This is a genomic window from Bradyrhizobium sp. C9, from assembly GCF_002532045.1.
Lineage (GTDB): Bacteria > Pseudomonadota > Alphaproteobacteria > Rhizobiales > Xanthobacteraceae > Bradyrhizobium.
Map to the genome: position 1 here is coordinate 266291 of NZ_NWTG01000004.1, position 18375 is coordinate 284665.

General features: G+C 62.9%; 31 protein-coding genes. 12 read left to right on the top strand and 19 right to left on the bottom strand.

What is annotated here, in order from left to right; all coding sequences use genetic code 11:
* Nucleotides 1-6 precede the first annotated feature (6 nt).
* The 14 genes from CO675_RS11775 to CO675_RS11840 all read right to left on the bottom strand — a co-directional run bounded on the left by CO675_RS11775 (nucleotide 7) and on the right by CO675_RS11840 (nucleotide 9096).
* A complete protein-coding gene (locus tag CO675_RS11775; RefSeq protein WP_097672070.1) occupies nucleotides 7-816 on the bottom strand; it encodes a hypothetical protein in 810 nt (269 codons plus the stop codon).
* Nucleotides 816-3230, bottom strand: a complete 2415-nt coding sequence (locus CO675_RS41395) for a DNA cytosine methyltransferase (protein ID WP_143278969.1) — start codon at nucleotides 3228-3230, stop codon at nucleotides 816-818. Before CO675_RS41395 ends, CO675_RS11775 begins: the two co-directional genes overlap by 1 nt.
* On the bottom strand, nucleotides 3230-3439 hold the full coding sequence (locus CO675_RS39890; RefSeq protein ID WP_143278971.1) for a hypothetical protein: 210 nt from the start codon (nucleotides 3437-3439) through the stop codon (nucleotides 3230-3232). The genes CO675_RS41395 and CO675_RS39890 overlap by 1 nt, the downstream gene beginning before the upstream one ends.
* Before the next feature lie 3 nt (nucleotides 3440-3442).
* Entirely contained in the window at nucleotides 3443-4573 is a 1131-nt protein-coding gene (dnaN, locus tag CO675_RS11795) for a DNA polymerase III subunit beta (RefSeq protein ID WP_097672073.1), read from the bottom strand.
* Nucleotides 4570-5145, bottom strand: coding sequence for a RuvC family protein (locus CO675_RS11800; protein WP_143278972.1), 576 nt, complete (start codon nucleotides 5143-5145; stop codon nucleotides 4570-4572). The genes dnaN and CO675_RS11800 overlap by 4 nt, the downstream gene beginning before the upstream one ends.
* Nucleotides 5146-5147: 2 nt before the next feature.
* Nucleotides 5148-5336, bottom strand: coding sequence for a hypothetical protein (locus CO675_RS11805; RefSeq protein ID WP_097672075.1), 189 nt, complete (start codon nucleotides 5334-5336; stop codon nucleotides 5148-5150).
* 45 nt (nucleotides 5337-5381) lie between these two features.
* On the bottom strand, nucleotides 5382-5942 hold the full coding sequence (locus CO675_RS11810; protein WP_097672076.1) for a hypothetical protein: 561 nt from the start codon (nucleotides 5940-5942) through the stop codon (nucleotides 5382-5384).
* Between the two features lie 17 nt (nucleotides 5943-5959).
* Entirely contained in the window at nucleotides 5960-6841 is an 882-nt protein-coding gene (locus tag CO675_RS11815; protein WP_097672077.1) for a hypothetical protein, read from the bottom strand.
* Entirely contained in the window at nucleotides 6838-7461 is a 624-nt protein-coding gene (locus CO675_RS11820) for an MT-A70 family methyltransferase (protein WP_097672078.1), read from the bottom strand. Before CO675_RS11820 ends, CO675_RS11815 begins: the two co-directional genes overlap by 4 nt.
* Nucleotides 7458-7814, bottom strand: coding sequence for a LexA family protein (locus tag CO675_RS11825; protein ID WP_097672079.1), 357 nt, complete (start codon nucleotides 7812-7814; stop codon nucleotides 7458-7460). The genes CO675_RS11820 and CO675_RS11825 overlap by 4 nt, the downstream gene beginning before the upstream one ends.
* Nucleotides 7811-8050, bottom strand: a complete 240-nt coding sequence (locus CO675_RS11830; RefSeq protein ID WP_097672080.1) for a hypothetical protein — start codon at nucleotides 8048-8050, stop codon at nucleotides 7811-7813. The genes CO675_RS11825 and CO675_RS11830 overlap by 4 nt, the downstream gene beginning before the upstream one ends.
* Nucleotides 8047-8640 (bottom strand): GcrA family cell cycle regulator, encoded by a 594-nt coding sequence (locus tag CO675_RS11835; protein ID WP_097672081.1) that lies wholly within the window; start codon nucleotides 8638-8640, stop codon nucleotides 8047-8049. Before CO675_RS11835 ends, CO675_RS11830 begins: the two co-directional genes overlap by 4 nt.
* On the bottom strand, nucleotides 8640-8813 hold the full coding sequence (locus CO675_RS40520; protein WP_158231224.1) for a hypothetical protein: 174 nt from the start codon (nucleotides 8811-8813) through the stop codon (nucleotides 8640-8642). Before CO675_RS40520 ends, CO675_RS11835 begins: the two co-directional genes overlap by 1 nt.
* Before the next feature lie 67 nt (nucleotides 8814-8880).
* Nucleotides 8881-9096, bottom strand: a complete 216-nt coding sequence (locus CO675_RS11840; RefSeq protein WP_143278974.1) for a hypothetical protein — start codon at nucleotides 9094-9096, stop codon at nucleotides 8881-8883.
* On the opposite strand from CO675_RS11840, the gene CO675_RS39895 reads away from it, so the two are divergent.
* Nucleotides 9086-9652 (top strand): hypothetical protein, encoded by a 567-nt coding sequence (locus tag CO675_RS39895; RefSeq protein WP_143278976.1) that lies wholly within the window; start codon nucleotides 9086-9088, stop codon nucleotides 9650-9652. The two genes, CO675_RS11840 and CO675_RS39895, sit on opposite strands and share 11 nt — an antisense overlap.
* A gap of 8 nt (nucleotides 9653-9660) precedes the next feature.
* On the opposite strand, the gene CO675_RS11850 is transcribed toward CO675_RS39895, so the two are convergent.
* Complete coding sequence (locus CO675_RS11850; RefSeq protein WP_097672084.1) at nucleotides 9661-9921, bottom strand: hypothetical protein; 261 nt, start codon at nucleotides 9919-9921, stop codon at nucleotides 9661-9663.
* A gap of 87 nt (nucleotides 9922-10008) precedes the next feature.
* On the opposite strand from CO675_RS11850, the gene CO675_RS11855 reads away from it, so the two are divergent.
* Nucleotides 10009-10791 carry a S24 family peptidase gene (locus CO675_RS11855; protein ID WP_158231225.1) on the top strand — a complete coding sequence of 261 codons (783 nt, stop codon included), beginning with the start codon at nucleotides 10009-10011 and terminating at the stop codon, nucleotides 10789-10791.
* A gap of 44 nt (nucleotides 10792-10835) precedes the next feature.
* Nucleotides 10836-11477 (top strand): hypothetical protein, encoded by a 642-nt coding sequence (locus CO675_RS11860; protein ID WP_143278979.1) that lies wholly within the window; start codon nucleotides 10836-10838, stop codon nucleotides 11475-11477.
* Between the two features lie 379 nt (nucleotides 11478-11856).
* On the opposite strand, the gene CO675_RS11865 is transcribed toward CO675_RS11860, so the two are convergent.
* The 4 genes from CO675_RS11865 to CO675_RS11880 all read right to left on the bottom strand — a co-directional run bounded on the left by CO675_RS11865 (nucleotide 11857) and on the right by CO675_RS11880 (nucleotide 14421).
* Nucleotides 11857-12318, bottom strand: coding sequence for a hypothetical protein (locus CO675_RS11865; protein ID WP_097672087.1), 462 nt, complete (start codon nucleotides 12316-12318; stop codon nucleotides 11857-11859).
* A gap of 279 nt (nucleotides 12319-12597) precedes the next feature.
* Nucleotides 12598-13131 carry a hypothetical protein gene (locus tag CO675_RS11870; RefSeq protein ID WP_097672088.1) on the bottom strand — a complete coding sequence of 178 codons (534 nt, stop codon included), beginning with the start codon at nucleotides 13129-13131 and terminating at the stop codon, nucleotides 12598-12600.
* The gene (locus CO675_RS11875; protein ID WP_097672089.1) at nucleotides 13115-13999 is read right to left on the bottom strand and encodes a hypothetical protein; all 885 of its coding nucleotides are present in this window, start codon (nucleotides 13997-13999) and stop codon (nucleotides 13115-13117) included. Before CO675_RS11875 ends, CO675_RS11870 begins: the two co-directional genes overlap by 17 nt.
* The gene (locus CO675_RS11880) at nucleotides 13999-14421 is read right to left on the bottom strand and encodes a GIY-YIG nuclease family protein (protein WP_097672090.1); all 423 of its coding nucleotides are present in this window, start codon (nucleotides 14419-14421) and stop codon (nucleotides 13999-14001) included. Before CO675_RS11880 ends, CO675_RS11875 begins: the two co-directional genes overlap by 1 nt.
* Before the next feature lie 123 nt (nucleotides 14422-14544).
* Between CO675_RS11880 and CO675_RS39900 the strand changes: the two genes are divergently transcribed.
* From CO675_RS39900 to CO675_RS11915, 9 genes are all read left to right on the top strand, one after another.
* A complete protein-coding gene (locus CO675_RS39900; RefSeq protein ID WP_143278981.1) occupies nucleotides 14545-14736 on the top strand; it encodes a hypothetical protein in 192 nt (63 codons plus the stop codon).
* Nucleotides 14733-14957, top strand: a complete 225-nt coding sequence (locus tag CO675_RS11885; protein WP_097672091.1) for a hypothetical protein — start codon at nucleotides 14733-14735, stop codon at nucleotides 14955-14957. The genes CO675_RS39900 and CO675_RS11885 overlap by 4 nt, the downstream gene beginning before the upstream one ends.
* A complete protein-coding gene (locus tag CO675_RS11890) occupies nucleotides 14954-15271 on the top strand; it encodes a hypothetical protein (RefSeq protein WP_097672092.1) in 318 nt (105 codons plus the stop codon). The genes CO675_RS11885 and CO675_RS11890 overlap by 4 nt, the downstream gene beginning before the upstream one ends.
* Nucleotides 15268-15540 carry a hypothetical protein gene (locus tag CO675_RS11895; protein ID WP_097672093.1) on the top strand — a complete coding sequence of 91 codons (273 nt, stop codon included), beginning with the start codon at nucleotides 15268-15270 and terminating at the stop codon, nucleotides 15538-15540. The genes CO675_RS11890 and CO675_RS11895 overlap by 4 nt, the downstream gene beginning before the upstream one ends.
* Nucleotides 15537-15761 (top strand): hypothetical protein, encoded by a 225-nt coding sequence (locus CO675_RS11900; protein WP_097672094.1) that lies wholly within the window; start codon nucleotides 15537-15539, stop codon nucleotides 15759-15761. The genes CO675_RS11895 and CO675_RS11900 overlap by 4 nt, the downstream gene beginning before the upstream one ends.
* Before the next feature lie 2 nt (nucleotides 15762-15763).
* Nucleotides 15764-16018, top strand: a complete 255-nt coding sequence (locus tag CO675_RS11905; RefSeq protein ID WP_143278983.1) for a hypothetical protein — start codon at nucleotides 15764-15766, stop codon at nucleotides 16016-16018.
* Nucleotides 16015-16191, top strand: coding sequence for a hypothetical protein (locus CO675_RS40525; RefSeq protein ID WP_158231226.1), 177 nt, complete (start codon nucleotides 16015-16017; stop codon nucleotides 16189-16191). The genes CO675_RS11905 and CO675_RS40525 overlap by 4 nt, the downstream gene beginning before the upstream one ends.
* 102 nt (nucleotides 16192-16293) lie before the next feature.
* A complete protein-coding gene (locus CO675_RS40530; RefSeq protein WP_158231227.1) occupies nucleotides 16294-16872 on the top strand; it encodes a hypothetical protein in 579 nt (192 codons plus the stop codon).
* Nucleotides 16873-16879: 7 nt separating this feature from the next.
* Nucleotides 16880-18256, top strand: coding sequence for an AAA family ATPase (locus CO675_RS11915; protein ID WP_158231228.1), 1377 nt, complete (start codon nucleotides 16880-16882; stop codon nucleotides 18254-18256).
* The last annotated feature ends 119 nt before the right edge of the window (nucleotides 18257-18375 follow it).

Below are 18375 nucleotides of genomic sequence, written 5' to 3' on the forward strand. Positions count from 1 at the left end.
GATCTGTCACAGCATGCTCTCCTGCTTCGGCTCAGGCGCAGACGTAAGTGGCGGCGCCAGCGGATCGGCCGGCTTCCACGCCTCATAGTCGGCAGCTATCTCATCCCAGACACGCGGATGCTGCGCCTTGAAGTTCGGGAAATCCACGGCGGCGCGATAGACGCCCCGATCGAGGATGAGCCAGCCAGCGCCCGACGGCAGCCACCGGCGATGATCGATGTTGACGTGCTTAAAATCAGCCCGGACGAGGAAGCCGCGCTTCTGCAGAATGATCGCGATCTTGATGGCGGCGATCTTCCAACTCGTCAGTTGGACCGGTGACGGCGCGCCAGCGTCGACATCGGGCACGTAGTCGGGAAGGATATGCCGCTTCGCCGGTGCCCACTCGTGCCATTCGTCGTCATTGGTGCCGTGCCTATCCCCCGGCAATCCCGGTTCGAAGGCCTTGGGCCTCCATCCATAATAGGACTTCTGAGACTCGACTTGTTCCTCAGACCGCACGTAGATGATGGTGAGGCCGATGTACTTGCAGATGCGGCCAAAGCCTCCTTGTGAATCTGCCGGCACTAGCACGGCGCGGCAATCCGGCCCGGGATGATCGGCGTAGAACGATCCGTATTCCTCAAGCGCCTGGCTGATGACTTCGGTGTTCAGTCGAAGCTTCGCCTCTACGCCAATCTGGAATCCGTCCGCCTTGCGCACCAGCAGGATGTCCCAGCCGCAGGTCTCCGGGTAAGCGGTCCATCCCTCGGGTAGCGAGGAGATGAACCGCTTGCACAGCTCTACTTCCGAAGTGAACGGCTTCGGCTTCGGCATCAGGCCTCCCGCGACGCCATGAGCGCGACAGCAACCGGTCTGACCCAAATAGGGGTGCTCCCCATCATGAATGTTTGGCCTGACCAAGCGGCGAGCAGCGTGGTGCCGCAGACGTCAGCGATTGCCTGCGCCGCGGGTGGTGGGACCATGTTGCCGATGCGCTCGCGCCACGCGGAGTCTGAGGCACCATCGAGCACCAGCAGATTGTTCATGCGCTCGACGCGCGCGGCCCATTCCGGGTCGAGCGGATCGAGCGACAGCACAGACCGCTCCTCTTCATTATCGAGGTCGACGAGGCCCTGCAGCGCAGCGAGCTCGAGCGTCGTGAACGGCCGGTGCCATGTCCCGTCCAAAGCACGGATGACACAGACCAATTTGTCACTGGCAGCCGGAAGCTTGTCCCAAGGTGCGGGGTCGGACGCAGGCCCCTCGCCGGTCTCCCGTGGGTCTGCAACAGACCACGGGCCGTTGTTGTTCTTTGCGTGCGCCGGCACCGCGCCGCTGTGCTCATCCCACGGCACAACGCCGTAGTGGCCGCCCGTAAGGTACGCATCGCGGCTGGTATCCGACAGCGCCTCGGGTCGCGGATCTGCCACCGCAAAGGCACCGTTGGTCGGGTGCGTCTCGCCGGCAACGACGCCAGCGTTCTCGTCCCATCCTTTCACGCCGAGCGCGGAATTGCGCGCGCCTTCGATCAGCCTCGGGTCTGCAACCGAAAGCGCGCCGCCTGCCGGATGCGTCGAGGACGTCACGGTGCCCCCATGCTGCTCCCAGCCTGTGACCTTCAGCACATGGTGGTGAGTGCTGGCGCCAAAGCCCGGCCGCGGATCCGCAACGGCGCCGGCGCCCGAGGCTACCTGTTGGGAGCCGGTCACGGGCCGAGCATGCTCGTTCCAGCCCGTCACGCGCTCCTTCGAACTCGACGCGCCCGGATGCCAGTTGAGGTGACGCGGGTCGGCAACGGCGAAGGCGCCGTTCCCCGTGGTCGAGGCGCCGATGACAGCGCCCGTCGCCTCATCGAACCCGGTGACGCGGTACTTGGTCTGCTTGTAGTCATCGCGCTGCGCCGGACGCGGATCGGCGACGGCCAAGCCACCTCCAGCACCACCAGGTCCGGCGACCGCCGGCGACGTCTCCGGCCATGACACAATACGGAACGCGGAGTTGAAGACCTTTCGCTCCAGCCGAGGGTCTGCGACGGCATAGCGGCCGGTCCCGACTGAGACGTCCCCCTTCACGACCGACGACGGTTGGTCCCAGTGCCCGACGCCCAGTTGCACGCTCTTCTCGTGACCGTCGACGCGCGGATCAGCCACCGATTGAGCGCTTGATCCCGGGCTCCGTTGGGTGGTGACAGCCGCCGCGGTGCCCTTCCAGTCGTTCACCCTCAGACCGTGGAAATCCTGGGCACGGATCTCGCGCGGGTCGGCGACGCTGAATGCGCCTGTCGTCGGGTTCGCCCGCCCCGTCACGGTGCCAGAGGTCTCGTCCCAGCGCCGAACACCGAGGACTCCCCGGTGCCACTCCTCATCCGGAACAATGCCGAAGTCGCGAAGATGGCCGTCCTGCACCGCAAGGTCATTCAGCGAACGCCAGTCCGCGCCGGCGCGAACGAACGCAAGCCGCACCCACGTCTTCCATTGCAGCGACGGCATCCGGTGCATTGGACCGCCTAGACCCGCGATGATGCCCGGGATCGGCAGTTTCTCGAGGATCTCGCCGACCCCGCGCAGCGGATGCTTGACCGGCTCGTAAAGGAACGTCGGGATCTTGGCGACATGGCGCGCGACTAACAGAAAGCGCTTACGGCTCTGCCCGAGGTGCCCGATCTCGCCGCAGTCATGGGTCGTTTCCGCGACGGCGTAGCCGTATGATCGAAACAGCGCGATGATCTGGTCGAGGAGATGCCTGCCGCGCGTTGCGATGCGCGGCACGTTCTCAAAGACGTACAGTTCGACGGGATCGTCCTTGTGCGCCTCGAGAGTCAGCCAGACGCCGCGAAGCGTCAGCCCATTCAGCGCCTGGTACTTCCGCGTGCCCGACATTTTCTCGGACAAGAGGCCTGAGAAGCCTTTGCAGGGGGCGGACAGGAAGACGATGTGCGGATGCTGATTGCCGGCGGCTCGACGAATATCGTCTGGACCGCGCTCAACCCAGCCCGGGGGCGGCTCGTGCCCGTGGAAATCGCGATACTGCTCGCGCGAAAACAGATCCATGCACGATGCTTGAGCACCAGTCAGGTTCTCGAAGTCACGGCACGCCGCGGGGTCGCTGTCGATGCCGCCGATGCAGCGGAAGCGCGCGAAGAGGTTGCCGACTTTCGCACGCCCCTTGTTGAAGCCCTTGGCACCGCCGCCAAGCCCGCAGAAAAGATGAAGGTGATTGATATCGACCTGGAGTGGCTGAATCTGCATCAGGCCAGCGCCTCCGCGATATCCTGGGCGAGTTCGGCGAGCGAAACGACCTTGGACTGCGGCATGCTGGGCACCTTCACGCCTGTCTCCAGCGCGATGGTCTCTGACATGCCAACGTACTGGACGCCGTGATAATCCGAGGTCCGGACCCCGTGCCTCCGCAGAATGCCGGGAAGCACGGTCTCGATCTTCTTTGCATCGATCCGCATGTCCTACACCCTCATCGGCATGAGGACGTAGAGCGAGTCCGCGTCGCTGCCCTTGAACAGCGTCGGCGAGCCCGGATCGGCGAGGTTGATTTCGAGCGTGTCACCCTGCACCTGGGCAACAACTTCGTGCAGGTACCGGCTATTGAAACCGATCTCCATGCTGTCCGAAGCATACTCGGCATCGAGTTCGTCGACCGCGTTGCCGGCGTCCGGATTGCTGACCGTTAGTGTCACCTTCCCGCCAGCGAGAGACACCTTCACGGCGCGCCCGCGCTCGCTGGAGATCGTCGCGACCCGGTCTGCCGCGGCCGAGAACTCGCTGCGCGGCACCTTCAGAACGCGATCGTTGTTCTGTGGAATGACGCGATCGTAGTCCGGAAAGGTCCCGTCGATCAGCTTCGAAGTCAGAGTGAGATCACCTGCGGTGAAGCGAATCTTGCCCTGGCTGAGCTCGATCTGGACTTCCTGGTCGGCGCCGCCGAATAGTTTGCCCACCTCGGCGACCGTCTTCCGGGGGACGATAATGCCCGGCATTCCCGTGGCTCCCTCGGGCAAATCGAGATCGAAGCGCGCCAAGCGGTGACCATCGGTTGCTACCCCCCGCAGCGTGTTCCGGTTGCCCTCGCGCCGAGTGTGCAAGTAGATGCCGTTGAGGTAGTACCGGGTCTCTTCCGTGGAGATTGCAAACTCGACCCGCTGGATCAATCGGTGGAGATCGGTCCCCTTCACCGAAAATGAATGCGTCAGGTCACCGGCCTTGACGTCGGGGAAGTCGGAAGGCGGTAGCGTCTGCAGCGTCGAACGAAACCGTCCCGCCCTCACAGTCACGATGTTCTTCGCATCATCCTGTTCCAACGTGATCTGAGATCCCGCCGGCACCTTGCGCACGATCTCATTGAGCAGACCGGCGGGCACAGTGGTCGCTCCCTTCGCTGCGACCTGGGCCGGCACCCTATCGATCACCTCAAGGTCCAGATCGGTCGCCTTCAGCAGGACGGCATCCTGCTCGACTTCAATCAGCACGTTGCTCAGGATCGGAATGGTGTTGCGCCTCTCCACAACACGCGTGACCTTGGCCAATACTTTGACGAGCGCGGCTTGCTCGACGACGGCCTTGAAGGATGTCTGGGTCAAAATGGAGTCTCCTTTCGGATTGGGGTGAGTGTCGGTTCGAAGAGATCGCCACGCGGAGCTGCGAAGCGCGGGTCGAGGTGGCCGCGTAGCCACCAGGCCACGCCGAGACTCTCGGCGGCGTCGAGTGAGGTGATCGACCTGTCGATCAATTGGGCGAAGCCGAGCGACGTGTCCTTGCTCGCGCGGCCGCTCCCGGTGAATGCCTTTCGCCAGGTGCCCTGGTTGACGTAGATGAACGGGACGTCGTGCGCGGCGCAGACTTCCTCGGCAATGGCGCACAGCCCATAGATGCGCTGGAATGTCTTCATCGGCGGGCGGGTTGGCTCCGGCTCCGGGTTTTCCTCTGTCGGCTTACCCTTGAGCTCGATGTCGGTCCGCAGCGGCTCTTCCGCGGCGACGTGCCGGACCTGGTTGTCCTTGATGATCTGGTAGAGCGTCTTCCGGAAATGCCGGAAGACGTAGCCGGACGTCTTGCCCTCCCAATGAAAGGCCCGGGCCCAGACATAGCGATCACCGTCGAGCAGCGTGATGCCCGTTGTCGTCGCGATATCTAAGCCCAGGATCTTCATCACGATCAGGCGGCCTCGATCGCCGGCTCGTCGAACCAGGCTTCAACCTGTCGGCCGTCGCCGGCGCGGTACCGGACCTGATAACTATTGCAGTGGCTCTCGAATTCGGCCCGGCCGATGACGGTGCCCTGCTCGTTGCTCTCGACCATCTTCACGGTCGACTTCATTTCGTACAGAAACGGCTTGTTCTTCACGTTCAGTCCTCTTTGTTGCCTGCAGCGGAATTGCCGCGGGTCGTGTTAGGCCTTGCCCTCTTCGTCATTGCCGCCGTCGGACTTCTCGCCTTCCGTCGCCGGCGTCGGCATTGACAGGACGTGGTCCCGCTCCGATCGCGCATCGCGGAAGGCGGAAAGCCATGCCTGCCCCTTGAGCGAGCCGATTTCGTACGGGTTGTCGGTTTCCTTCGAGCCCGGCTCGCTATCGAGACGGAAGCCAGCGGCGCGGCCCTCGAGCTTCGCCCTCTCGTCCTCGGGCGTCGGACCCACGCCGGCCATGCCGAACAGTTCGAACTGCCGCGGGCTCAACACCTTGCCGAGATACCCGACATAGACGCCCGCCTTACTGACCTTCTCGCAGAAGGCGTCGATGGCCTCGTCACCGCCAGCAACGAGCTCAAGCGCGAGCTTGGCCGCTTCGTTGTGCAGACCCTGCGCCTGGGTCTGGGCATAGGTCCCGCGCAGCTTGTTCTTCGCGGTGTTGTTGACCTCGTTCTGCGCGGCAGCTTCGGCCTGCGCGTTCCGAATGCGTGAGAGGTTCGCGGAATCGAGGGCCGCTTGTGCAGGTTCGTTGGGCTTCGACATTGGGATTCCTTCTGCTGTCAGTGAGTGATGAACGCGATGGGACGTTTCGATTGCCAGCAGAGGCCGCACGTCGCGCAGGCCTCGGTCCGGCCGAGTTGCTGTGGGCAAACGATCGCTTCCGCTGGCGCCTGCAGCGGCGTCTCGACCGACACCGTCGAGCACTCGTCAATCGGCGCGTCAGAGAAGCGGATGGCGAAGCGGTCCCAGTTCGCCAGCACCAGACGCACCAGCGCCGCGGCGATAGGGTCGCGCTTGGCGTCCCAGCGCGCCGAGAACTCGAAGACATGCAACTGCGGCACGTCGGCGAGCAGCTGCTGCCACAGCGTGACATACGGGACCGAGTAGAAATCGCCCAGGACATGCAGCCGCACGACGAAGCCGCGACGATGCCTCCGGCCGAGCGCGCGCACCTCCTGCGCCAGCCGAGCTTCGAGCGCGGCGCCGCGGGCCAGCCGGTGCGCGTGCTGCATCGAGTTGCCGTAGCAGGAACGCCAATGCCGGCAGGACTGCGGGCACGTCGCGCGCTCCTCGAGCGTCAGGGTGTAGATCGGGAAGCACCTCCACCGCCCCTTGGTGACGGCTTTGCCGATTTTCGAACTGTTGAACCCGCTCTTGAGAACGTCGTGTCTGTATGACTGCGGGTCGACCACGGTCGAGCGATAGACCGTACGACCCTCAACAATCGCCGGGGTGTCGAATGCCGGGATCTTCGCCGGCCGGCCGGCGAGGGACAGCGCGGACTGCCGCGAATGGTTGGTGGGTTTGACCCCGACCTTCCCCTTGATGATGAGGCGGAGATACGCGAGCGAGCCGCCGACGTGCGCCTTGATTTGCGGAACTGTCAGGCTCTGCGCGTGCAGCGCTCTCACCTGTTCATGGTTGATCGTGCGCGCCCTCATGCCGCGACCTCGAGGAGGTCGAACAGCGGCGTCGGGGCAATTATCTTTTCCTTCTGCCGGCGCTCGGGCCGGCGCCCGTCGTCGTATTTGCCGACCTCATTTCCCCAAGGGACAAACCCTTCATGCGTCTCGCGCGAGAAAAGGTCACAGCGTGCCAGTCCAGGCGTACGCTCGCGGATCATTTCGTAGAATTCGCGCGGCTTCTGGCTATGACCGCGGGCCTTGCCCTTGATCACACCCCAGAATGGATCGTGGATTTGCTCACCGTTGCCGAAGACGCCGACCAACACGGACTCGTGCATGCCGCGGGCACGGTATCCGGTACCGACCCGCCCCTTCGGCCAAACCAATTCGGTCTTGTAGAGCGCGCCCCAGCGCTTCAGCAGCCACATCGATTTGTCGAGGGTCGGCGGACAAGCCCAAAGGCCGACGACGCCATTGCTGCGGACCAGGTGGCCAACCGGCAATTGTCCGAGCTCGTCCCACGACAAGATGTCGTACTGCGCGGACGCCGATTTCTTGTTGCCCCTCGACGAATACAGTTCGAATTCCGTCGGCGGATCCACGATGCAGATATCGAAGCCGAACATCGGCAGCGGGTCGAAGAAGAAGTCCTTCATGGTGCAGTCGGCTCCATGAAGTATGCGCGCAGAGCTTCCTCGGCCGCGGTGCGTTCCGATATCCGGTGCTGGCGGGCATAGGCCTTCAGCGCGCGGCGAACCTCGGGCAACGGGTGCACGACAAGGCCGTCTCCGACGCCTGGCTCTGGGAGGCTGAGCGTCCGTGCCTTCCCCGGCTCGCGCATAAGCGCACCGCGTTCCACGATGCTGTCGATCAAGTGCGAGATTGTGCCGCGGCCTCGGATGCCGAGATGGTCCGCAATCTCACGGTAAGACGGCGAGGCTCCACAGGCATCGATCCGGTGCCTTACAAACTCGACGCACTGCGCCTGGACGTTGGTCAGCCCAATCATTCTGGGCCTCCAGCCGGCAGGGTCGGCTTGATCACCTCATCGGCGTAACGGGCGAAGACGTTGTAGGCCTTCTGGCGGCCGATCGACCCAATGAGATAGGCCGCGATGGCCTGAAGGTGTGCATCAACCACCATGGCGGCGACGTCCTTCCCGCCGGCATGCTCGACCGTCATCAAGGACACGACGCATTCCTTGCGGGCGTACTCTTTCATGATGGTCGAGGCAGCGGGCTTCATGATGCGGCCGCCCTCTTCGCGCGGTTCATCGCGGCCATGCGCTGCCCCAGGGCGACCCGCCGGGCGCGCTCCTCGGGCGTGATGCGGATCTCGCGATGACCAGCGCTCTGATAGGCCGCGCGGCAATGGGGACCGCAGTACGGCAGATCGGATATCGCCGGATCACCGCAAAAGAAGAAGTTGGGCGTGGTTGGATCACCGATCGGCCATCGGCAATCCCCGCGCTCGAGGTCGAGCAACCCTTTCCGGCGCTCGGCGGGAACGTTGCCATCGAAGGCACTGGCGTGGCCGGCCGGCGCCTCTTCCGCCGTCGCCAACGGGGCCATGATGTGTGGCGCGGCAAGGACTGCACGCAACACCTTGGTCCGCTGCGGCGTGGTCGACCCCAATCGCGGAGCTCGCTTCGCCGCGACCGCCTTCGCTTTCCGGTCATCTGCCCTGCCAGACAGCCCAAGCCTGTGGACCTTTCCGATCACGGCGTTGCGGGTGACATCGCCGAGCTCAGCAGCAATCCGCGAGCATGATATGCCGGACGCCCAAAGCTTCTTGAGCCGTTCAACGCGATCTTCGGACCAGGTGGCGACAGCCATCAGCGCGCCACCTTCCGCCGTTCTTCGCGGATCTTTGCAAAGGGCTTCTCGCAGCGACCATCCAGCCACTTCGAGACGTCGAACCACCAGCGCGCCCAACCAATCAAACATTCGCCGCAGGATGCGCAGCGATTGCTAACGGCGACGGCCTGATCGGCCAAAAATGAAAACACGCAGGAGCTCGCTTCAACTTTGCGCCGCGAATTCGCGCGGCTCGTACTCAGACTGACCGCAGGCAACTCAGCGCCGGCTCAACTCCATGTGGATCTGCCGCTCGTCAGCTTCGCGCCGCACGCGCTTCACTTCCGCCTCCGCCTCGGCGAGACGGCGCTCGAGGATCTGACGTGTCAGCCAGCGTTCACGCGTTTCCTCCGGGATGTGTGCCCAGAGCGCGTCGATGCACTCGAGGCCCTCGGGCCCGGCGCAGACATTGAGAAAGTGCTCGATGTCGATCACGCGGTTGCTTGCGGTCCAGTTGTCGACGGTGCCCATCGAGCACTTCGCGCGCGCTGCCATTGTCTTTCGGAAGCTGCCGCCGGTCATCGCGTTGCGACAAACCCGAATGATTTCAGCGGTGATCTTGGCGGCTCTTACGTTCGTAGAAATCGGTTTGTACGAACGTGGGAGGTGTCCGTTTGCATTGATCGAAGCGGCAAGCGATGCTGTTCCCATGATGAATGCTCCCTATTTTCACAAACAAAATTCGAGCGTCGCCGTCGTGCAGACGCCTGACAAAGATGACGACTGGGCGCGCGCCGCCCTGGCCGGAACACGAATGCTGATTGCGGAAGAATGCTTCGATGCGATGCTGCAGATGCTGATCGATGCCGGCCTCGTGCCGAGGAGCTGCGCCGCGGTCATGCTCGACCGCCTTTCTGAGCGGCTGCTACTCCACGCGTCAGGACGCACCGAAACGCACTGGGCGATCCGGATGCCCGAACTGATCGACCAGGCAACGAGGTTGTCGAGAAAGGCCGCGACGCTGAAGACGGTGATCGGCGGGGTGTCATGACGGCGCCCTCACCGCGCCGCAGCGTCGGCGGGCGTCCGAGCCGCGACGTTCGCGGCATAGAGCTCTTCAGCGGTGACGTCGCAGAGCCCGCGGATCACGCCCCAATGGCGGTCGGGGATGCCGATCTTCGGCCACTTGTAGACGGCCTCGATCGTGACAGCCCCATCGGAGGCCTTCGCGATCTCCGCGGCGCCGCCGGCGTACTTGATGATTTCGGGAACCGTCTTGGGACGATCGGCGGCCGGGGTGTCTACGGAGGCATCTGTCATGGCCCCTGGAATTTACTGGAATTTAATTCCGGAGACAAGTCATCCGAATTCCATTCCGAAAATAATTCCAGTTCCTACACTGGCACCATGGAGAATCTGGAACCGGGCAAAGGACTTACCTTGGAAACGCCGCCTCTACTGTGGAACCACCGACTGCGTGCTGCTCGCAGATCGAAGGGTGTGTCGGTACCTGATCTCGCCCGCCTCGTCGTCGGCAACGAAGACGCGGACGCGATCGCGGCAATGATCCAGAGGATCTACAGCTACGAGAAGGTCTCAGCGAAGCAGAAGCCGGTCGAACAACCACGCGGTAAAGCGATGGAGCAGCTCGCTGCAGCGCTCGGCGTGAGTGTCGAATGGTTGCGCGACGGTAAGACAACCTCGGGTAACCATAACTCGGATGAGACGATTGTTGCCGTTGACGAAAATATGGTTACCCCAAACCTTACGGGCGAACAAATAGAAACAAAATCTTCGCGGAAGACCGTTCCGATTTACGGTCGAGCCGCGGGTGGTCGTGAGGGAAGATTTGTTTTGAACGGGGAAAAGGTCGGGGAAATCTTACGCCCTCCGAGCCTCGAGGCAGTCGCCGAGGGCTACAGCGTTGAGCAAAGCGGAGACTCGATGTCTCCGGCAATCAAGGATGGGTACAAACTCTACGTCAATCCGAAGCTACCGTACCGACGCGGTCAGTTGGTTGTCGTGCAGATCAAGACCGGCGTGGAGAACGAATTCGACGGCTACGCGAAAGAGTTCGTGTCGTTCTCGCGGAAGGAACTAGTGCTCGAGCAGTACAATCCGCCGAAGCAACTCCGGTTCGACGCCGACCTGGTCGAGAGCATCCACCGAATTGTGGGCATGGAGTTTTAGGAGCCCCACATCTGGTGGCGTCGACTCCTGCTCGGAAAGATTCAATGATGCCGGCATACATCGTCATGAGCGAAGAGCGATGCGGCGTCAAAACACTGCAAAAACCGTTATTTCCGAGCCTTTCCTCCAAATCCTATGTTCCGACTGCGGTCATTCTGCCGTCTGGACAGCCGAAGATCTCCAAACCTTTCGGATTCCTCCGGAGACTACGATCGATGAGCTTGGCGAGCACCTTCACTGCTCGCGCTGCCGCCGCCAGGGCGGCCGCGGGTGGAACGTCGAGATCCACCCTCGCCGCGTTTATCCTGATCAGTCTTGGCGTCGCCGCGCGGGTTGAAGCCGAGCAACCATCCGAAGAGACCATCAACGCCGCTCGCACCGAGATCGCTCGCATGCGCGAACCCGAGTTGCGATCGCTGCTGAACTATTTCGCTGAGTGCTCCGACCGGACATCGCGCAGCGCCACGGTGAAGCAAGCCTGCAAAGCGGCGCTGATCAAATACCAAACCGAATTCGGCGGAAAACGGACGATCGATACGGTGATCGCGGAGCAGGAAAAACTTGTCGAAATCCAAGGCGCATTTCGTGCCGTTGGCCAAGCCTCCGATATGACCTATGTAGACACCGTCGACACTCGCATCCGAGAGGCCATCGGCGAAGCGTTGAAGATGCAGTCCACTCGCTAGGGCGCGTGCTCATAAAGCGTGCGCATTTGGCGTCCGCTATACCCCTAATAGCAGCTCGAAAGCGGAAGTCCTGGGACGTCCGCGTTAGGCCAATGGGCGACGTTTGCTGCTCCCGGAAAAAAAGGATGAACTACTTGGATCACCTCGTCGTCGATGCTGGAGTAGTGACGGCGCAACTACCGGCCCGACCTTCGATCGCATGGGAGTTCGTGGATAGTCGCCATGTAGGATTGGTAAAAGCTTCCCTCATTCCCTGCGCGGTGAAGCCGGCGGTGGCTCCAGCGGTGCGGACTGACAGCAATACATTCAACTTTTGCTCCCGCCCGCGCGGCTTTTGACGAGCACGGCAGCCGCGCGGCGGGCCAAACGATTCTCTACATTATAAAAAACGCATCGCCGTCTTCAGTTCCGTTTTCAGCTTATCCCGGGACGCCACATACTTGCCATAGCTCGGGGGATCCTCCCCGCTCGGACCCCCAGAACAATTATCATGCAAACCGTTGATTAATGCGTCGAGTGCACTCACACCAGAATTGATCTGTTGCACGGCAACCGGTGTCTTGTCTGTCGCCAAAGCCGTTCTTGCAGCGCTGAATGCATTCACAGCCGTGTTCCCGTGGACCTGCAACGCTCCCCAGCTAACTGGCGGCACTCCGCTCCCCTTGCCTGAGCAACCACTGCTCATCTCCATCATCTGATTTTGGAGCGTAGCGATTTCCTCGCCCAGTATCGTGTCCACAACGGTCTTCGGATCGGCGGCAGAGGCAACGTTGGCAAGCGGGGCAAAAAAGAAAATCCCACAAATGATCGAGGCAGTCTTATACCGGAGCGAGTGAACCATCTGAAAATCCTCCTTGGCTATGATTTCTTCATAGGTCCGCCAGACGTGGCGAGAGCACGTGGGAGCGATCTATTGAAATTAATTAGAGAGCAGCTGGCGGCAATCGCCGAACGGGAACATTATCACGCCCACTCCTTTAAGTAAATCACTACTTTGAGTAAATACGCCGCTGCCTTTAAACCGGTCAGAAATCCCGAACTTGCGCATGTCCGAAGTGGGTCAAAGGCGGTAATGCTCTCACCGTGCCGAGCACTTCCGCTTAGCTCCTGATAGCGAACGTCAACGCGCTAATGTGTACACGCCCTGGCATGCCAACTTGGCCGCGATCGTGCTGCGGACTGCGGGAAGCCGATCAACGAATTCGGCGACCCCGGCGAGCTCGTCGCGGGCCGCCCTTACCTCGACCATCATCTCTGCGATCGCCGGCAAGAACTTGGACTTCTGCCGCCAGCGCCGGCAAGCCATCTCGACCGCTCCGAATGACGGATCCAGCGACATGACGTCGTCGCGGAGGAATTGGCCGAATACCACAGCATCCTGGCTACCGGCGTTTGGGAACGCCTTGAGAAGCAGGCCGAGGTAGGCAACGGCGGCGGCGGCAGGTATCGGCGCGATGGCATGGTCGAACGCCGCCCTGTTCTTCCCGTGCGCCTCGATCGCTCGGTCGACCAGCTCCAGGAGCTCGGCGCTCGGTTCGTCAGCCAAGGCGGCCGCCTCGCGAGCCGCGGCTAATTCCCGCAGCGCCGGCTCGAGCCCTGAAAATGACGGCGGAGCCGGCGGGTTTCCGCGCGGCCTTTCAACGAGTTCGCGCATGGAAATCCTCCTCGGTTAGACCGGTCATCATGCCCTCAATCGCGGTGTCGGCGCGGCTCGGCGCCGTCGGCGTGCCGCCTCGAGGCGATCGGCGGTCATAATCGTTGCCCACCCACGTCCGCCATGCGGCATCCCAGTCGGCCATCAGGTTACCTCTGCTGGTGTGGAAGTTCTTGAACTTCTCCGCCTGGAATCGGATGTGGTCATCGTTCCATCCGCGCTCGCGGGCATACTTCCAACCCGCTTCAGGGAGTTGCCAGTCGGCAGGAAGCCTCGTCCTCCGCCCAACTGTCCGACGCCCCCCGCGCTTTGGCTGCTGCTCCTCGGCCGAAGGATCATCGCCAAAGAGGCCCTGGGCCGGGATCAGTTCGCGCCCGGGAACGGGCGCCCTATGATCTTCCCCTTCTTCATTTCTTGAATGTTTTATTTCTTCTGTATTGTCCCGGCGCTGTCCCGGTGCTGTCTCGACCGCGTCTCGGTGCTGTCCCGGCACTGTCTCAAAATCCGCTCTATCGGGCATCTCGACGTCATCATACTCGGGGTGATATTTCCCGTAGTTGCAAACGGTTATGACAGTAATTCCGGACGACACCGCCACCGAAATCATTGTCTCGGTTTTCAGACGATTTAGAAATCGCTCGACCTTGCTTTTGCTCCACGACCACACAGAGCTCAAATGGCGCACGGATGCAGCCACCTGCCCGCGGTCAAGAGAAACCAGGTGGTCGCCGAGCCGGCGCTGACGCGGCTTCCATGCGGCCTCGTTCAACAACCAGACCCACGCCTCAAATTCGGAATACTCGTCCCGCCGAAAAAACGGGTGCTCTAGCGCTGAGCGAGCGAGCCTGATGTAACCGCCTTGTGCCATCAGCGCGCTCCCGCAATCATTTCACGAAAACGGGGGCGCCCCAGGTTGCGCGATCGCTGCTCGGTCTTTCGGTGCCCGAGCTCTCCGCGCCGGGCTCTCACCCATCGCAGAGACGCATGGAACGTCTCGATTGCAAAGGCGACCTCGCACGCAAACCATTCTCCGCGCAGATGGTGGTGCACCAATTCGCGATGGATATGCTCCTCAACCTGCTCGCAAATCTCTCGCTCGAACTGGCGTGACTTGAAGACCAGAACGAGCTCGCTCGGGTTTGCGACCTGCAACTCTGCCAGCCGCTTTTCCGGGTCCGCCGCGATACCGACCTTCAGGGAACCGCACCCTGCGCGGACGATGTAGAGCGCGCAGGGAGCACTCGGATGCCTGCTGTTGATGTGCGTGCGGCCGGTCGGATGTCCCCTCATGTCCTCTTTCGCTTTCGAGATGCCTTAAGGCCGGTCATAATCCTGTCTGGAATTTATTTCCAGGTTTTTATTGACACGTCTCTGCATCTGGAATTATCTTCCAGATGCCAAGGGAGACTTGCCTTGAACACCACAGCCCCAATCGCCGATCCGGCCGCCCTCGAGGAAGGGCAGCGCTGCCCGATAGCGGGCTGCGACGGCACCGTCGTGCTGGTCCGCGACGGCGATTGCGCCTGTCACATCGCACCGCCCTGCTCGGCCTGCACGGAAGCTCGTCTGGCCTGCGACGTCTGCGGTGAGGAGCGCCGGCCATGACGGAGCTCAGCTACGTCGCCACCGCTATTGCCTTCACCGGCGTCGGCATCGTCGTCTGCGCGACTTTCTCCACTCGCGCCTACTGGGATGCGGTCCGCGACCGCGGCGACCTGCTGCTTGCCCTTTTCAACGCCGGATCCTCGCTGAAGGCGGCTGGCCGCGCCGAGGAAGCCGCGCAGGCGTTCGGGATCGCGAAGGCGGTCCAGGAGAGGTCCGCATGACCGACCTTTCGCATGATCCGACCGCCATCATCGACGACCTTGCCTTCCGTGCCGGGTATCTCGAGCGGGCGCACATCGAGACCATTGAGCGGCTGAGAGCGCTTGCCGCTCGCGGTGGCGCTACGGCTGACGAATTGCGCCTGGCGATCGCCGGGCTCGCTATCGACACGCACAAGGGACTCGGCGCGCTCCAGGTCGGTGCGGCCGCGCGGATGGCCGCTCGTCACGCTGCGACCACGCCCAAGGTGTGCGCGAAGATCCTGCAATTCCCGGCGCCTGCCGCTGAAGCAAGGCCGGAGGCTCTGCCGTCATGACGGAGAACCCAGCATACATCGTGCGCATTACGCCGGCGGCGTTCGAAACGGCGGCCGTCAATCCTTGGCACGGTGTCGCCAAGATTGCCGAGCGTCTCGGCGTCAGGCCGATCGAGGCACGGGAGCAACCTGGCAGGCCGACCGTCATTGTGAGCGGCGCGGAGTCGCTTCCATTGCAAGGCGGAGCATGTGCTCCGTCCTACGACCTCTTTGAGCTCCTCGAAGCCCTGCTGGACCGCCTCGATCGCGTTGAACGGGGGCAGTCATGATCGCGGCATCCCTCCCGTCGACTTGGACCCGCCTGATCTTCGCGCCGGCGGCGGAACGTGCCGCGGCGACGCCGGAGGAGCGAGCCGCGTACGACAACTTCGTCAAGCGGCTGATGGCGAACCCCGAAGATTTTGGCTTCCGGCACGAGACCCCCGAGGACGTGGCGGCCGATGACCGCTTCGACACCGCGCTCGCCGCTGAAAATCAGGATTGGGGGTAGCCATGGCGCATCCAGGAATGACCCGGTGCACGCCGGACACCTTCGACCTCGACCTCACCGGTGCTTACGCCGTGATCCTTCGTGCGTGCGGCATGACGTTCGAGGGGACAGAGGATGAGATCGAAGCCCGCGCCTTCCAGATTCTCTGGAAGCCAGCCGACGGCCGCCCCTATTCCCAGGTCAAGCCACGGCTGGCCACCGCGATCGAACTCGCGCGCCGCGACGGCACCATCATCCTCAGCACGGTGGCGGCATGACGCTCGAACGCGCGGTCATTGTAATTTTGCTGGCTTTGATCATTGCCCTGCTTGTCGGCGGCAACACGGTTGAGGGCTTCGGCATCGGGCTGCTCGTCGGCCTGGTGCTTGGCGCTCCCGTGGGCGCCGCCTTTGTCACTGATCGTCCGAACAAGGAGCCGACCTCGAGATGAATGCTGTCCGAACCTTCGCGCGTGAAGTTGCGGCGTTCCTCGCGATCGCGGCGATGATCTTTGGCTGCATCGTCACGGCGGCCCCAGCGATGGGGATTGGCCATGGCTGAGCACGAACGGCGGGTCGAGCTTGATCCATCGGTGCTGACCCGGCTCGGCACCAACATGGAGACCATCGGCCAGGCCTGGCAGGCCGACGTCGACGAACTGAACACGGCACGCGACCAGATCCAGATGCTGAGGCGCGAGCTCGATCAAGCGGACGACCGCGTGTCAAACCTTCAGGCCGATCTCACTGCGAGCCGGTCCGAGGTTCAACGGCTGCTCCAGCGGAACGCCTTCCTCGAGGCCCACACCCAGCGCCTGTTCGAGACTGCCCACAATGTCGGCGACAGCATGAAGTCGCTGGCCGAGTCTGCCGTCGATGTCGCGCGCCACGCGCCCGCGGGGGCGCCGACTGGCGCGACTCCGGTGCGCGCCGATGGCACCACGGCGCCGCGGCCAATCGTGGTCGCGGCGCCGAAGGTCTCGGCTCCGATCCAACCGGCTCCGACGCGCCCACGCACGCTGGAAGACGTCCGCCGCGAGAACCTGGCCGCGGACGCCGAAGACGACGGCACCGGCCTGCCGCCGGGCAAACCGCAGTTCCTCAGAACACCGCTCCCAACCGTCACACCGTAGGTTTCCCATGAACGCGCCGCAGGCTTCACCGCTCAAGATCCTTTCCCTCGACGTCGAGAACGTGTTGCGCGTCCGCGCGGTCAGGATCACGCCGAAAGGCAACGTGCTCGAGCTCACCGGTCGCAACCGGCAGGGAAAGAGCAGCGTCATCGACGCGCTCTGGGCCGCGCTCGGCGGCGAGAAGAAGATACCGGCCGATCCCGTCCACGACGGCGCGAAGATAGGCAACATCGTTGTCGATATCGGCGACGCCACAGGCCTGAAGTACCGTGTCACTCGCCGGATCAAGAAGAAGGATGATGGTGACTGGTCCACCAGCCTTACGATCGAGAACGAGGATGGCTTTCGATCCGACAAGCCGCAGCAGATCCTGAACACCCTAATCGGGGCCCTCAGCTGCGACCCGCTCGACTTCATCAACAAGGGGCCGAAAGAACAGTTCGATCTTCTTAAGACGTTCGTGTCTGGGGTCGATTTCGACGCGATCGCGGACGCCAATGAAGCGGACTTCGACGCCAGGACCGTGGTCAATCGCGATGCCAAGGCTCTGCGCACCCGTGCCAATGCGATCGTCGTCGACGAGACCGCGCCGACCGAGCAGGTCGACGAGGCTGCGTTGGTACAGGAACTCGCGGAAGCCGCTACCAAGAATGGCCTGGTGGGACGGTTTCGGGCTGAGCAGGCCGCTCGGAAAGCGAACGCAGACGGTCTCGACCGCGAGGCCGAAGCCAATCGCGCTCGTGTGAAGGAACTGGAAGCTGAGATCCAACAGCTTTCTCAGCGAATTGCAGTGCTCAATTCTCAAGCCGACGGCCATGAACAGTCGGCGTCGGATATCCGCCTTGAGATTAGCAGCGCCGGCGACGAGCCGCCGACCGTCGATACCCAGGAATTGCAGGCCAGGATCAACGCGGCTCGGGACACGAACGCGAAGGTGGCCGCCGCGGCTCGAGCTCGGACCGAGAAGGAGCGTCTAGCCGGCGAAGCCGCCGCCCTCGAGGAACGGTCTGACGCCCTCAGCAAGGCGATCGCCGCCCGCGAAACCGAGAAGCAGGAAGCGATCGCGCGCGCCGAGATGCCGGTGCCGGGCCTGTCCTTTGGAGACGGCACCATTCTGCTCGACGGCCATCCGCTCGCCCAGGCCAGCCAGGCGCAGAAGCTCAGCCTTGCCGTCGCAATCGCGATGAAGCTGCAGCCGCGGCTCCGCTTCCTGACGACCAAGCACGCCGCGCTGCTGGACGACGAGTCCTGGGCGGCTCTCGTCCAGCTCGCCGATCAGCAGGATCTGCTCGTCATCGCGGAAACCGTCAATTCCAACCGGCCCACCGCGGTGGTCATCGAAGACGGCCACGTCCGCGGTGCCGCCCAGCAAGCCGCGGAGTGATCGCCATGTTCGACAGCCTTCTCCGTTTCTTCCGCCCTCGCCGCTCTTCGCCCTGGGATTCTGCTCCGCCCTGGGCGCTGGAACTGAAGCACATACAGGAGCGAGTTCTGAACAAAGAG

Excerpts from the sequence above, each read along its gene's own strand:
- CO675_RS11775 (WP_097672070.1), bottom strand. The coding sequence starts at position 816 with ATGCCGAAGCCGAAGCCGTTCACTTCGGAAGTAGAGCTGTGCAAGCGG.
- CO675_RS41395 (WP_143278969.1), bottom strand. The coding sequence starts at position 3,230 with ATGCAGATTCAGCCACTCCAGGTCGATATCAATCACCTTCATCTTTTC.
- CO675_RS39890 (WP_143278971.1), bottom strand. The coding sequence starts at position 3,439 with ATGCGGATCGATGCAAAGAAGATCGAGACCGTGCTTCCCGGCATTCTG.
- CO675_RS11810 (WP_097672076.1), bottom strand. The coding sequence starts at position 5,942 with ATGTCGAAGCCCAACGAACCTGCACAAGCGGCCCTCGATTCCGCGAAC.
- CO675_RS11815 (WP_097672077.1), bottom strand. The coding sequence starts at position 6,841 with ATGAGGGCGCGCACGATCAACCATGAACAGGTGAGAGCGCTGCACGCG.
- CO675_RS11820 (WP_097672078.1), bottom strand. The coding sequence starts at position 7,461 with ATGAAGGACTTCTTCTTCGACCCGCTGCCGATGTTCGGCTTCGATATC.
- CO675_RS11825 (WP_097672079.1), bottom strand. The coding sequence starts at position 7,814 with ATGATTGGGCTGACCAACGTCCAGGCGCAGTGCGTCGAGTTTGTAAGG.
- CO675_RS11830 (WP_097672080.1), bottom strand. The coding sequence starts at position 8,050 with ATGAAGCCCGCTGCCTCGACCATCATGAAAGAGTACGCCCGCAAGGAA.
- CO675_RS11835 (WP_097672081.1), bottom strand. The coding sequence starts at position 8,640 with ATGGCTGTCGCCACCTGGTCCGAAGATCGCGTTGAACGGCTCAAGAAG.
- CO675_RS39895 (WP_143278976.1), top strand. The coding sequence starts at position 9,086 with ATGTCGATCACGCGGTTGCTTGCGGTCCAGTTGTCGACGGTGCCCATC.
- CO675_RS11850 (WP_097672084.1), bottom strand. The coding sequence starts at position 9,921 with ATGACAGATGCCTCCGTAGACACCCCGGCCGCCGATCGTCCCAAGACG.
- CO675_RS11855 (WP_158231225.1), top strand. The coding sequence starts at position 10,009 with ATGGAGAATCTGGAACCGGGCAAAGGACTTACCTTGGAAACGCCGCCT.
- CO675_RS11860 (WP_143278979.1), top strand. The coding sequence starts at position 10,836 with ATGATGCCGGCATACATCGTCATGAGCGAAGAGCGATGCGGCGTCAAA.
- CO675_RS11865 (WP_097672087.1), bottom strand. The coding sequence starts at position 12,318 with ATGGTTCACTCGCTCCGGTATAAGACTGCCTCGATCATTTGTGGGATT.
- CO675_RS11870 (WP_097672088.1), bottom strand. The coding sequence starts at position 13,131 with ATGCGCGAACTCGTTGAAAGGCCGCGCGGAAACCCGCCGGCTCCGCCG.
- CO675_RS11875 (WP_097672089.1), bottom strand. The coding sequence starts at position 13,999 with ATGGCACAAGGCGGTTACATCAGGCTCGCTCGCTCAGCGCTAGAGCAC.
- CO675_RS11880 (WP_097672090.1), bottom strand. The coding sequence starts at position 14,421 with ATGAGGGGACATCCGACCGGCCGCACGCACATCAACAGCAGGCATCCG.
- CO675_RS11885 (WP_097672091.1), top strand. The coding sequence starts at position 14,733 with ATGACGGAGCTCAGCTACGTCGCCACCGCTATTGCCTTCACCGGCGTC.
- CO675_RS11890 (WP_097672092.1), top strand. The coding sequence starts at position 14,954 with ATGACCGACCTTTCGCATGATCCGACCGCCATCATCGACGACCTTGCC.
- CO675_RS11895 (WP_097672093.1), top strand. The coding sequence starts at position 15,268 with ATGACGGAGAACCCAGCATACATCGTGCGCATTACGCCGGCGGCGTTC.
- CO675_RS11900 (WP_097672094.1), top strand. The coding sequence starts at position 15,537 with ATGATCGCGGCATCCCTCCCGTCGACTTGGACCCGCCTGATCTTCGCG.
- CO675_RS11905 (WP_143278983.1), top strand. The coding sequence starts at position 15,764 with ATGGCGCATCCAGGAATGACCCGGTGCACGCCGGACACCTTCGACCTC.
- CO675_RS40525 (WP_158231226.1), top strand. The coding sequence starts at position 16,015 with ATGACGCTCGAACGCGCGGTCATTGTAATTTTGCTGGCTTTGATCATT.
- CO675_RS40530 (WP_158231227.1), top strand. The coding sequence starts at position 16,294 with ATGGCTGAGCACGAACGGCGGGTCGAGCTTGATCCATCGGTGCTGACC.
- CO675_RS11915 (WP_158231228.1), top strand. The coding sequence starts at position 16,880 with ATGAACGCGCCGCAGGCTTCACCGCTCAAGATCCTTTCCCTCGACGTC.